This is a genomic window from Phreatobacter sp. (assembly GCF_052440005.1).
Classification (GTDB): domain Bacteria; phylum Pseudomonadota; class Alphaproteobacteria; order Rhizobiales; family Phreatobacteraceae; genus Phreatobacter.
Genome location: NZ_JBQVQL010000033.1, coordinates 32,334 through 43,846 on the forward strand (window position 1 = coordinate 32,334; position 11,513 = coordinate 43,846).

The 11,513-nt window shown below is 69.5% G+C and carries 13 protein-coding genes; 10 read left to right on the forward strand and 3 right to left on the reverse strand.

Features of this window, described 5'->3' with window-relative positions; all coding sequences use genetic code 11:
- Positions 1–2: 2 nt before the first annotated feature.
- The 3 genes from ACT6XY_RS10205 to ACT6XY_RS10215 all read right to left on the reverse strand — a co-directional run bounded on the left by ACT6XY_RS10205 (position 3) and on the right by ACT6XY_RS10215 (position 3,431).
- The gene (locus ACT6XY_RS10205) at positions 3–758 is read right to left on the reverse strand and encodes an SDR family NAD(P)-dependent oxidoreductase (RefSeq protein ID WP_444748228.1); all 756 of its coding nucleotides are present in this window, start codon (positions 756–758) and stop codon (positions 3–5) included.
- Positions 743–1,771, reverse strand: a complete 1,029-nt coding sequence (locus ACT6XY_RS10210; RefSeq protein WP_444748229.1) for a ketopantoate reductase family protein — start codon at positions 1,769–1,771, stop codon at positions 743–745. The genes ACT6XY_RS10205 and ACT6XY_RS10210 overlap by 16 nt, the downstream gene beginning before the upstream one ends.
- A gap of 64 nt (positions 1,772–1,835) precedes the next feature.
- A complete protein-coding gene (locus tag ACT6XY_RS10215) occupies positions 1,836–3,431 on the reverse strand; it encodes an ABC transporter substrate-binding protein (RefSeq protein WP_444748230.1) in 1,596 nt (531 codons plus the stop codon).
- 144 nt (positions 3,432–3,575) lie between these two features.
- Between ACT6XY_RS10215 and ACT6XY_RS10220 the strand changes: the two genes are divergently transcribed.
- The 10 genes from ACT6XY_RS10220 to ACT6XY_RS10265 form a co-directional block, all read left to right on the forward strand.
- Entirely contained in the window at positions 3,576–4,109 is a 534-nt protein-coding gene (locus ACT6XY_RS10220) for a MarR family winged helix-turn-helix transcriptional regulator (protein ID WP_444748231.1), read from the forward strand.
- A gap of 12 nt (positions 4,110–4,121) precedes the next feature.
- Positions 4,122–4,823 carry a creatininase family protein gene (locus tag ACT6XY_RS10225; protein ID WP_444748232.1) on the forward strand — a complete coding sequence of 234 codons (702 nt, stop codon included), beginning with the start codon at positions 4,122–4,124 and terminating at the stop codon, positions 4,821–4,823.
- 7 nt (positions 4,824–4,830) lie between these two features.
- On the forward strand, positions 4,831–5,805 hold the full coding sequence (locus tag ACT6XY_RS10230) for an ABC transporter permease (protein ID WP_444748233.1): 975 nt from the start codon (positions 4,831–4,833) through the stop codon (positions 5,803–5,805).
- Positions 5,802–6,680 carry an ABC transporter permease gene (locus ACT6XY_RS10235; RefSeq protein ID WP_444748234.1) on the forward strand — a complete coding sequence of 293 codons (879 nt, stop codon included), beginning with the start codon at positions 5,802–5,804 and terminating at the stop codon, positions 6,678–6,680. The genes ACT6XY_RS10230 and ACT6XY_RS10235 overlap by 4 nt, the downstream gene beginning before the upstream one ends.
- On the forward strand, positions 6,677–7,651 hold the full coding sequence (locus tag ACT6XY_RS10240; RefSeq protein ID WP_444748235.1) for an ABC transporter ATP-binding protein: 975 nt from the start codon (positions 6,677–6,679) through the stop codon (positions 7,649–7,651). The genes ACT6XY_RS10235 and ACT6XY_RS10240 overlap by 4 nt, the downstream gene beginning before the upstream one ends.
- Positions 7,648–8,691, forward strand: a complete 1,044-nt coding sequence (locus ACT6XY_RS10245; protein ID WP_444748236.1) for an ABC transporter ATP-binding protein — start codon at positions 7,648–7,650, stop codon at positions 8,689–8,691. The genes ACT6XY_RS10240 and ACT6XY_RS10245 overlap by 4 nt, the downstream gene beginning before the upstream one ends.
- Positions 8,669–9,565: a polysaccharide deacetylase family protein gene (locus tag ACT6XY_RS10250; protein ID WP_444748237.1), complete on the forward strand. Its 897-nt coding sequence runs from the start codon at positions 8,669–8,671 to the stop codon at positions 9,563–9,565. Before ACT6XY_RS10245 ends, ACT6XY_RS10250 begins: the two co-directional genes overlap by 23 nt.
- A 116-nt stretch (positions 9,566–9,681) precedes the next feature.
- A complete protein-coding gene (locus ACT6XY_RS10255; protein ID WP_444748238.1) occupies positions 9,682–9,861 on the forward strand; it encodes a hypothetical protein in 180 nt (59 codons plus the stop codon).
- 45 nt (positions 9,862–9,906) lie between these two features.
- Positions 9,907–11,295, forward strand: coding sequence for an ethanolamine ammonia-lyase subunit EutB (locus tag ACT6XY_RS10260; protein ID WP_444748239.1), 1,389 nt, complete (start codon positions 9,907–9,909; stop codon positions 11,293–11,295).
- Positions 11,292–11,513, forward strand: a 222-nt coding sequence (locus ACT6XY_RS10265) for an ethanolamine ammonia-lyase light chain EutC (RefSeq protein ID WP_444748240.1), incomplete at its 3' end; no start/stop codon positions are given. The genes ACT6XY_RS10260 and ACT6XY_RS10265, both read left to right, overlap by 4 nt.

Consider the following 11,513-nt stretch of genomic DNA (forward strand, 5'->3'; position numbering starts at 1 on the left):
CCTCAGGATCGGCCGCCGTCCACCGACAGGATCTGGCCGCTGATCCAGCTCGCCTGGTCGCTGGCGAGGAACAGTACGGCATGGGCGATGTCCTCGGCCGTGCCGAGGCGCCGGACGTGGATGGATTCGACCAGGCGCTTCTGACCGTCCGGTCCATAGGCCTTCCATTGCCGCTCCGTCGCAGGGTTGGAGCGCACGAAGCCCGGCGCGACCGCATTGCAGGTGATCCCGGATGGGCCGAGGTCCTGGCTGAGCTGCTTGGTGAGGCCGACCAGCGCGTGTTTCGCGGCCGTATAGGCCTGAATGCCGGTGAGGCTCGGGCGCAGGCCCGCCCCCGAGGCGATGTTGACGATGCGGCCGTGGCCGGCCTTCGCCATTGGCCCGCTCGCGGCCTGCGCGAGCCAGAAGACCCCGTCGACATTGGCCTGGAACAGCACCCGCCAATCGTCCTCCGACACCTCGGCGATCGGTCGGCCGATCTGGCCGCGCACCCCGCCGGCGGCATTGACGAGGATGTCGAGCCGTCCGTGCGACGCCACCACGTCCGCCACGGCCCCATGCGCGGCGGCCCTGTCCGAGACGTCGATCGCATGAGCGGAGAAGTCGTGCTCCGCGGCGAAGGCCGCGAGCCCCTCGCCGTCGACGTCGGCGACGGCGACGGTCGCGCCTGCCGCGCGCAGCCCCAGCGCGATGGCCTTGCCGATGCCCTGTGCCGCGCCCGTGACGAGGGCGACCCGGCCGGTCAGGTCGATGTGCATGTGTCGATCAGCTCCTGGAAGGTCGCCATGGCCATGGGCCGGGTGCCGTCCTCGATGGCGTGGATGAGCTCCACAAGCTTGGCGATCGCCGGCGTGGCGACACCGGCCTCGGCGCCGAGCTGCGCGATGACGCCGATCTGCGGATCGACCTCGGTGCGGCGCTTGCGAACCGCGAGGTCGCGCCAGATGCCGGAATGGGTCTTGGCGGTGTGGCGGTTGAATTCCGCCAGTGCGGCGATCGACCGGCGCGCGCCCTCCGCCGGCGCCCCCGGCGCAAAAAGCGCGGGGTCGAAGCCGTTGAAGCCGATGGGCGTGATGCCACGCGCCTTGGCGACCGCCATCACCTCCCGCCCGAGCGCCTCGAAGACGACGGTGCGGCGCGGGTCGGCGAAATTCTCCGACATGGAGTCGTTGGTCAGCGCCGTGGCGAAGAGCATGGCGCCATAGGCGAGCTTGCCCCAGAGATAGCCCCAGATGTTGTCGGTGAGCACCGCCTCGGGCTCGAAGAGCTTCAGCCGCTCGTGCATGGCCCGAGTCCGGTCGCGGATCGTGCCGTCGATCTCGCCGACCACGACGGCGGCGCGGTTGCCGAAGAGAACCTCGCCCGGTCCGTGCCAATCAGCGCCGAAATTGACGAAGCAGCCCATGGTCCGCTCGTCGCCGACCGCTTTCGCGATGGTCAGTTCGTTCAGCCCGTTCTGCGCCGAGAGCACGTATCCATCAGGCGACAGATGCGGCGCGAGCTGCGCCAGCGCCGTCTCCGTGGCCTGCGCCTTCACCGCGAGGACGACGATGTCGAAGGTGCCGTTCACCGCGTCGGGAGTGACGCCCGGGACGACCTGCGTGAAATCCTCGATGGGCCCGGAGATGTGGAGGCCGCGCGTCCGGCAGGCCTCGACGTGTTCGGCCACCTGGTCGACCAGCAGCACGTCGAGCCCAGCACGCGCCCAATAGGCGCCGAGGGTGCCGCCGATGGCGCCGGCGCCCCAGATCAGGATGGGCTTGTCGGTCATGACGGCTGTTCCGGGGTGGCCTGCGGAGAAGGCGCGGGGCGGACCTGCCGCCCCGCGGATGGCGTCAGCGCGCCGGCCGGATGTCCATGGCGAGCGTGTCCTCGTCGACACGCGGCGACAGGGTGACCTTGGCCTTGTTCATTGCCCAGGCCGAGGAGACCGCGACGATGGGCAGGCGCTGCTTGTCGGCGTCGACCAGCGCGTTGGCCTCTTCCAGCAGGCGGCGGCGCTTGGCCTCGTCCATCTCGACCGCGGCGTCCTGCAACAGCTTGTCCATTGCCGGATTGTTGTAGCCGAGCACGTTGAAGGCCCCCATGCGCCGCTCGCGATCGTTGGAATGGGCGAGCGAGGACAGGGTGTAGTGCGCCTCGCCGGTCAGCGTGCCCCAGCCCGACATGGACACGGAGAGCTCGCCGCGGGTGCGGGCCGGGAAGAAGACCGCCGCCGGAATGGCATTCGGCTGGGCGTCGATGCCGATCGCCGCCAGCATCTGGGCGATGGCGGTCCCGACCTCGCGATCCCCCGGCAGGCGGTCGCTGGTGAAGGAGAACTGCATCCGGAACCCGTTGGGATATCCCGCCGCGGTCAGCAGGCGCTTGGCCTCGGCGGGGTCGTGGCGACGGGCCGGCAGCGCCTTGTTGAACCCGAAGATGGTGTCCGTGACCATCTGGTTCACCGGCGCGCCGAGGCCCTCCATGGCGACCTCGGCCAGGGCCGTGCGGTCGATGGCGAGGTCGATCGCCTGGCGCACCCGCAGGTCGCGCAGCGGATTGGCCGGCAGCGCCGAGCCGTCCTTGGCGGTGACGTTGTTCGCGCGCTCGCGGACGTCCATCTCCAGGTTGAAGACATAGACGGTGGGAACCGTCTGGACGGTGAGCCGGCTGTCACGGCGCAGCGTCGCCACGTCCGAGGCGGGCGCGCGCGTGATCAGGTCGAGCTGACCGGCCCTGAGCTGCGCGACGCGGGCGGCGTCGTTCGGAATCTCGCGGCGGACATGGCGCTCCCACGGCTCCTTCGGCCCCCAGTAACCGTCGAAGCGGGCGAGCACGAGTTCACCGCGCGGCTGCCAGGAGACATAGCGATAGGGCCCGGTGCCGACGGCGGCGCGGCCGGAATTGAAGGCCTCGTTGGCGTTCTCGCGGGTGAGCCCGGCGGCGGCCTTGGACGAGACGATGAACAGGCGGATGAAGTCGTTGGGGAGGTTGGGCGCAGGACCGTCGGTGACCACGTGGATCGTGTGGGAATCGATGACCTTCGTTTCCTTGACACGACGGACGTAGATCGTCGTCGGGTTCGGGCCCGAGACCGTCGGAATGCGCTCGATCGAGAACTTCACGTCCTCGGCGGTGAAGTCCGATCCGTCATGGAATTTCACGCCGCGGCGCAGCTTGAACTCCCATGTGGTCGCGTCGATGGCGCGCCAGCTCTCGGCGAGGCGCGGCTCCAGCTCCAGGCCCCGGCCCGACCAGACCAGGGTGTCGAAGACGTGCTTCAGCGCCTCGGCGTGGGTGCCGGTCGCGGTGAAGTGGGGATCGATCGATTCCGGTCCGCCGCGCACGCCGATGGTCAGCGTCTGGGCGACCGCGGAGGGGGCGGACAGCGGACCGAGGGCGGCGACGCCGAGGAGACCGAGCATGAGGGAACGTCTGAGAATACGCATGGAATCCTCCGGAACAGGGCGGCCGGCCGCCCGTGGAGCTGGCGCCGACACTGCCCATTCAAATGGCGTGCACAGCCTTCAGTCAATCCCTTGTGGAACCATCTTGCACCGATATAGTGGGCTCCTGCCGAGAGGAAGTTCGATTTGGAACTGGTTGGACAATCGCCGGACGTTGCCGAACCCGAGGTCGCGGGCAGCCAGCGGCGCCTCGACACCTTCACCCACGCCCGCCTGTGGAAGAACCCCTGCGGCTTCGCCGCGCGCTTCAACTACCTGGCGCTACGCTACAATCAGCCGCTCTACGGCTGGGTTGAGGAGCGTTTCGGCCTGGCCCGGATCGAGTTCGTCGTGATCTACAGCCTCGGGCTGATGGACGGCGTCACCGCCTCCGAGATCGCCTCCTCGACCGCCTTTCCGAAGAACTCGCTGAGCCGTGCCGTCAACCGGCTGGTGAAGCTCGGCCTCGTCCTGCGCGGCACCGATGCCGCGGACCGGCGGGCCCAGCCGCTGTCGTTGACCCCGGCCGGCCGGGCGCTGCTGGACGAGGCGATGCCGCGGTTCGTCGCGTTCGAGGAATCCATGCTGCAGCCGCTCTCCCTCGTGGAGCGCGAGCAGCTCTCGACCCTCATGGCGAAGGTGGTGCTCGGCATGTTCCATGCAGACGATGTCAGGGATTGAGGAGGGCTCGCCGTGCGCATCGCCGAGATGAACTGGATGCAGGTCGAGGCCCATGTGAAGGGCGACGACCGTGCCGTGCTTCCGATCGGATCGACGGAGCAGCACGCCGGCCTGAGCCTGTGCGTCGACGCGATCCTGGCGGAGAAGGTGGCGGTGGAGGCCTGCGCGCCGATCCATGTCCCGGTCTTCCCCGTCCTGAACTACGGCCTGACCCCGAGCTTCGTCGATTATCCGGGGACTGTGACGCTGCGCCTCTCCACGCTCTGCGCCGTCGTCACGGACTGCCTCGACGGCATCGCGCGCTCGGGCTTCCGCCGCATCACCATCGTCAACGGCCACGGCGGAAACTCGCCCGTCCATGGCGCCGTCCTCGAATGGCTCGACCACCATCGCGGCTGCCAGGTGAAGTGGCACAACTGGTGGAACGCGCCGAAGACCTTCGCGACGGTCCAGGCGATCGATCCCGTGGCCTCGCATGCCTCGTGGATGGAGAACTTCCCCTGGACCCGCCTGCCCAATGTCGGGGCACCGGCGCACCAGAAGCCGATGCTCGACCTCGCCCGCTTCCAGCAGCTCGACCCTGGCGCCAAGAAGGCGCTGCTGGGTGACGGCAATTATGGCGGCCTCTACCAGCGGCCCGACGAGGAGATGCAGGCCATCTGGGACGTGGCGGTGGAGGAAACGCGGGCCGTCATCGCCGACGGCTGGGCCTGAGCACGCCATGCTCGGCTACGTCATCCAGCGGCTGATGCAGGCCTTCGTCGTGATGCTCGTCATCTCCCTGCTGGTGTTCTGCGGCGTCTATGCCGTGGGCAACCCCATCGACGTGCTGCTCTCGCCCGACGCGACCCAGCAGATCCGCGAGCAGGCCATCCGCACCTACGGCCTCGATCAGCCACTCTGGAAGCAGTATCTCGATTTCCTCGGCCGCCTCCTGCAGGGCGACTTCGGCCGGTCCTTCGTCTTCGGCACCCCGGTCCTCCCGCTGATCCTGTCGCGCCTGCCGGCGACGCTGGAGCTGACGCTGGTGGCGGTGGTCGGCGCGACCATGATCGGCGTCCCGCTCGGCATGTATGCGGGCTACCGGCCCCAGGGCCTCGCCTCCCGCGCCATCATGGGCGTCTCGATCCTTGGCTTCTCGGTGCCGACCTTCTGGATCGGCCTCGTTCTCATCTTCATCTTCGCCGTGCAGCTGGGCGTGCTGCCGGCCGGCAACCGGGGCGAGACCCGCGAAGTCTTCGGCGCCGAATGGAGTGTGCTCACCCTTTCGGGCTGGCAGCACCTGTTCCTGCCGGCCCTGAACCTCGCCCTGTTCAAGTTCGCCATGATGGTCCGCCTCGCCCGCGCCGGCACCCGCGAACTCATGCTCACCGACACGGTCAAGTTCGCCCGCGCCGCCGGCGAGAGCGAGGCAACGATCCTGCGCCGCCACGTGCTCCGCCTCATCGCCATTCCCATCGTCACCGTCTTCGGACTGGAATTCGGCTCGACCCTGGCCTTCGCCGTCGTGACCGAGACGATCTTCTCCTGGCCCGGGGTCGGCAAGCTGATCATCGATTCCATCAACACGCTCGACCGGCCGGTGATGGTCGCCTACCTCATGCTCGTCGCCTTCTTCTTCATCGTCATCAATCTCCTGATCGACATCGCCTATGTCGCCCTCGACCCCCGCCTCAGGCTGCGGAGGGCGACGTGAGGGACAGTCCGCTCGCCCGCTTCTGGGAGGAATTCCGCGCCAACCGCGTGGCCGTCGTGGCGCTGGCCGTGGTCGTCGTGGTCATCGTGCTGTCGCTGCTGGCACCCTGGATCACGCCGCAGAACCCCTACGACATGGCGACTCTGCGCCTCGCCGACGCCCGCCGCCCGCCTGGCTTCGTCAGCCCCGGCACCGGCATCACCCACTGGCTCGGCACGGACGGCCAGGGCCGGGACGTCCTCTCGGCCATCCTCTACGGCCTGCGCGTCTCCATCGAGATCGGCCTCGCCGCCGGCGTCATCGCCTTCTCCCTCGGCGCGACGCTCGGCACCTTCGCGGCCTATTTCGGCGGGCGGATCGAGGCGCTGATCATGCGCTTCATCGACCTGCAGCTGTCCTTCCCCGCCATCCTGCTGGCGCTCGTGCTGGCGGCCGTGCTGGGACAGGGCAAGTGGCAGCTGATCGCCGCGCTCGTCACCGCGCAATACGCCTACTTCGCCCGCACCGCCCATGGCGCGGCCTCCGCCGAGCGGTCCAAGGAATATGTCGAGGCGGCGCTGTCGACGCCGCTGAAACCGAGCACCGTGGTGTTCCGCCACATCCTGCCGAACTGCCTGCCGCCGCTGATCGTGGTGGCGACGGTGCAGGTCGCCAATTCCATTGCGCTGGAAGCCACCCTCTCCTTCCTCGGCCTCGGCCTCCCGGTGAGCGAGCCCTCGCTCGGCATGCTCATCGCCAACGGCTTCCAGTACCTCCTCTCAGGCCGCTACTGGATCTCGATCTATCCCGGCATCGCGCTGATCGTGCTCATCGCCTCCATCAACCTCGTCGGCGACCAGGTGCGCGACCAGCTCAACCCGAGGCTCCGGCGATGAGCGAGCCCCTTCTCGTCGTCGACCGCCTGACCACCGAATTCCCCACGCGCGCCGGCGTGGTCCGCGCCGTCCGCGAGGTCTCGTTCCACGTCCATGCCGGCGAGATCGTCGGGCTCGTCGGTGAGTCGGGCTCCGGCAAGAGCGTCACCGGCTTCTCCATCCTGGGGCTCATCGACCCGCCGGGACGCATCGCGGGGGGGTCGGTGAAGCTCGCCGGGCGGGAGCTGATCGGCCTTCCCTCCCGCGACCTGCGCGCCGTGCGCGGCCGCGAGATCGCGATGGTGTTCCAGGACCCCGCCGCAACGCTCAACCCGGTGCTCCGGATCGGCGACCAGATGGCCCTCGCCATCCACGCCCATGAGCGGGTGGGCGAGACCGCAGCCCGCGCGCGGGTGGCCGAGGCGCTGACCCTCGTCGGCATCCCCGACGCCGCCCGCCGGCTCGACGCCTATCCGCACCAGTTCTCCGGCGGCATGCGGCAGCGCGTCGCCATCGCCACCGCCCTCCTCAACAGGCCGAAGCTCATCATCTGCGACGAGCCGACCACGGCCCTCGACGTCTCCGTGCAGGCGCAGATCCTCACCGAGATGCGCTCGCTCGCCCGCGACATGGGCACGGCGATGATCTGGATCAGCCACGACCTCGCGACGGTATCGTCCCTCGCCTCGCGCATCCTCGTCATGTATGCGGGCCGCGTGATCGAGGAGGGGCCGATCCGGGACGTGCTGTCCGCGCCCCGCCACCCCTATACCCGCGGCCTGCTGGACTCGCTTCCCGCCAAGGCCGTCGCCGGTCAGGACCTCACGCAGATCCCCGGCGCGCCCCCGTCCATGGTGGCGCTCCCGCCCGGTTGCGCCTTCGCGCCCCGCTGCCCCCGCGCCGATGCGGCCTGCGACAGCGAGCCCGGCCTGTCCGGCACCGCCGCGCGGCGCTGGCGATGCCATCATCCCCACCAGGAGGCGGCGGCATGAGCGAGGTCCTCGTCCGGGTCGACAACGTCTCCCGCCGCTTCACGCCCTCCGTCACGCTCGGCGAGCGCATCGCCGCGCTTCTTGGCGCCCCCGTGGAGACGCGGACGGTTCACGCGGTCGACCGCGTCTCGCTCGACATCGTCGAAGGCGAGGTTCTGGGGCTGGTGGGGGAATCCGGCTGTGGCAAGTCCACCCTCGGCCGCGTCATCGCCGGTATCCATGCCCCGAGCGAGGGCGAAGCCTATGTCCACGGCGAGCCGGTCATGGGCGGCGCGCGCAAGCGGGTGAAGACCACGACGCGCGTGCAGATGATCTTCCAGGACCCCTTCGGATCGCTCGATCCGCGCGTGCGGATCGGTGAGACCATCGCCGAGGGTCCGGTAGCCCACCGTTTCGTCGCCCGCGCCGACGCCAGAGCCGAGGTGGCGCGCTGGCTCACCGCCGTCGGCCTTCCGGCGGACGCCGCCGATCGCTTCCCGCACCAGTTCTCAGGCGGCCAGCGCCAGCGCATCGCCATCGCGCGGGCCCTCGCCATGCGGCCGGACATCCTCGTCTGCGACGAACCCGTCGCCTCGCTCGACGTGTCCATCCAGGCGCAGATCATCAACCTGTTCCTGAAGCTGCGGCGCGAGCTGAAGCTCACCATGCTGTTCATCAGCCACGACCTCGGCGTCGTGAGGCATATCTGCGACCGGGTCGCCATCATGTATCTCGGCCGCATCGTCGAGATCGGCCGGACCGAGGATATCTACGAGCGGCCGGCGCACCACTACACGCGCGCCCTGCTCGACAGCGTGCCGAAACTGGTGACGGAGGGCGACGGCTTCGTCACCTTTCGCCCGATCCAGGGGGAACTGCCCTCCCCGCTCAGTCCACCGCCGGGCTGCCATTTCCATCTGCGCTGCCCGGGGGCGACCGAACTCTGCCGCACAGAAGCCCCGGCGCTGCGCGACATCGCGGCGGGTCAGCACGCCGCCTGCCACTATCCGCTGACCGACGACACAGGAGAGGACCGCCATGGAACCGTGGGAATGGCCTGAGGGCGAGTGGCGCGGACGGGTCGACCGGGTGCGCGCCGGCAGGTCCCTGAAGCCGGCCGCCTGGCCGGGCGGGGCCCGCTGCGCCGTGGCGCTCTCCTTCGATTCCGACCACGAGACCAACGAGCTCCGCGACGGCGGAAACTCCATCGGCCGCATGTCCTGGGGCCAGTACGGCGCGCGCAAGGGCATCCCGCGCATCCTGTCGATCCTCGCGAGGGAGTCGGTGCCCGCCACCTTCTTCGTCCCGGCCATCGCCGCCCTCCTCCATCCGGACGAGCAGCGCCGCGTCATCGCCGAGGGTCACGAGATCGGTCTCCACGGCTGGATTCACGAGCTCAACTCGGTCCTGCCGGAGGCCGTCGAGCGCGACCTGCACTTTCGCGCGGCCGACCAGCTCGAGGCGATCACCGGCGTGCGCGCCGTCGGCATGCGGACGCCGTCCTGGGACTTCTCGCCGTCCACCCTGAAGATCCAGCGCGAGCTGGGCCTTCTCTACGATTCCTCGCTGATGGCCGACGACGACCCCTATGAACTCGAGGAGAACGGCGTGCCGACGGGAATCGTCGAGCTGCCCGTCGAATGGATCCGGGACGACGCGCCCTATTTCAACATGGATCGCTTCAAGGGCCTCAGGCCGCACACGCCGCCGCCCGCCGTCCTCGACATCTTCATCCGCGAGTTCGACCGCGCCCACGAGGAGGGCGGACTCTTCCTCCTCACCATGCATCCGCACGTCATCGGCTACCGCTCGCGCATCTTCATCGTCGAGGAACTGATCCGGCACATGAAGGCCCGCGGGGGCTGCTGGTTCGCCACCCACGCCGATGTCGCGGGCCATTGCGCGGCCGGGCTCTCGGGCAAGGCCTCGTCCTAGGCGAAGCTTCTCGCGGTCTGCCCGGGAGCGCCGGCCCCTGCTGGTCGGAGCGCTCGGCGGTACGCTCGGCGCTCCGTCGCCACACGCAAGGAACGCGGACGGTTTCCCTCCCGGCGTTGGGCGATCTCTCCATCATCGACAGCGACACGCTGGCCACCGGCGACGCCCTCGACCTCGACCCGGCGGCGCCCTACCGCTTCGTCCGCGAACCGGCACAGTTCATGCTGCATCACTGGCGGCCGGGGGAAGGCGTGGTCAGCCACGTCGCCTTCGTCGATGATCACCCGGCGCTCTGATCCGCGGCACACCGCGTCGGGGCCGGACGCATGAGGACCGAACCCGTGACCTTCCGTCAAACCATCGGACAGCGGACCCATCTCTTCCGCGATCTCGCCGACCTCATGGCCAAGGCGACGCCCTTGCGCTCCGGCGACCAGCTCGCCGGCATCGCCGCGACCTCGGCCGAGGAAATGGTGGCGGCACGGATGACGCTGGCCGACCAGCCGCTGAAGCTGTTCCTCAGCCAGCCGCTCGTGCCCTACGAGTCCGACGAGGTGACGCGGCTCATCCTCGATGGCCACGACGCCATGGTCTTCGCGCCCGTTTCGCACCTCACGATCGGCGGGTTTCGCGACTGGCTGCTCTCCGACGCCGCGACGGCCGAGCGCCTCGCCGCGCTGGCGCCGGGGATCACGCCGGAAATGGCGGCGGCCGTCTCAAAGGTCATGCGCAACCAGGACCTCATTGCCGTCGCCCGCAAGTGCCGGGTGGTGACCCGGTTCCGCAACACGATCGGCCTGCCCGGCACCATGGCGGTGCGTCTCCAGCCGAACCATCCGACGGACGACGCCCGCGGCATCGCCGCCTCCATCGCCGACGGCCTGCTCTACGGGACGGGCGACGCGACCATCGGCATCAACCCGGCCTCCGACAGCCTGTCGGCGCTCTCCGACCTCCTGAAGCTGCTGGACGAGATCATCACCCGCTTCGACATCCCGACCCAGGGCTGCGTGCTGACCCACGTCACCTCCTCGATCCAGCTCATCGAGCGCGGCGCGCCCGTCGACCTCGTCTTCCAATCGGTGGCGGGGACGGAAGCCGCCAACAGGTCGTTCGGCGTCGACCTCGCCGTGCTCAGGGAGGGCCTCGACGCCGGCCGCTCGCTGAAGCGCGGGACGCTCGGCGACAACGTCATGTATTTCGAGACGGGCCAGGGTTCGGCGCTCTCGGCGGAGGCCCATCACGGCGTCGACCAGCAGACGCTGGAGGCCAGGGCCTATGCGGTGGCGCGGGCGTATCAGCCGCTGCTGGTCAATACGGTCGTCGGCTTCATCGGTCCGGAATATCTCTACGACGGCAAGCAGATCATCCGCGCCGGCCTCGAGGACCATTTCTGCGGCAAGCTCATGGGCCTGCCGCTCGGCTGCGACGTCTGCTACACGAACCACGCCGAAGCGGACCAGGACGACATGGACACGCTGCTCACCGTCCTCGGCGCGGCCGGCGTCACCTACATCATGGGCGTGCCCGGCGCCGACGACGTGATGCTGAACTACCAGTCCACCTCGTTCCACGACCAGCTCTACATCCGCGACGTGCTCGGACTGAAGCGGGCGCCGGAGTTCGAGGACTGGCTGCGCCGCCAGGGCATCACCGGGCCCGACGGCCGCCTGACGCCGCGGGCGGAGAACGCGCCCCTCCTCGCGCAGCTGTCGGGCCTCGCGGCATGAGCCGGGCGATCTGGCAGGAACTCGCGGCCCTCACCCCGGCGCGCATCGGTCTCGGGCGCACGGGTTCGGCGCAGACGACGGCCGAGACGCTGCGCTTCGCCCTCGCCCATGCCACGGCCCGCGACGCCGTCCACGCCCCCTTCGTTGCGGAGGGGGTGGCCGCAGCCATCGCGGCGCTCGGCCCGGCCACGGTGCTGGTGGAGCGCGCCGCCGACACC

What these genes read in the sequence shown, in the direction of transcription:
- ACT6XY_RS10205 (WP_444748228.1), bottom strand. Translation starts at nt 758, where the DNA reads ATGCACATCGACCTGACCGGCCGGGTCGCCCTCGTCACGGGCGCGGCA.
- ACT6XY_RS10210 (WP_444748229.1), bottom strand. Translation starts at nt 1,771, where the DNA reads ATGACCGACAAGCCCATCCTGATCTGGGGCGCCGGCGCCATCGGCGGC.
- ACT6XY_RS10215 (WP_444748230.1), bottom strand. Translation starts at nt 3,431, where the DNA reads ATGCGTATTCTCAGACGTTCCCTCATGCTCGGTCTCCTCGGCGTCGCC.
- ACT6XY_RS10230 (WP_444748233.1), top strand. Translation starts at nt 4,831, where the DNA reads ATGCTCGGCTACGTCATCCAGCGGCTGATGCAGGCCTTCGTCGTGATG.
- ACT6XY_RS10240 (WP_444748235.1), top strand. Translation starts at nt 6,677, where the DNA reads ATGAGCGAGCCCCTTCTCGTCGTCGACCGCCTGACCACCGAATTCCCC.
- ACT6XY_RS10245 (WP_444748236.1), top strand. Translation starts at nt 7,648, where the DNA reads ATGAGCGAGGTCCTCGTCCGGGTCGACAACGTCTCCCGCCGCTTCACG.
- ACT6XY_RS10250 (WP_444748237.1), top strand. Translation starts at nt 8,669, where the DNA reads ATGGAACCGTGGGAATGGCCTGAGGGCGAGTGGCGCGGACGGGTCGAC.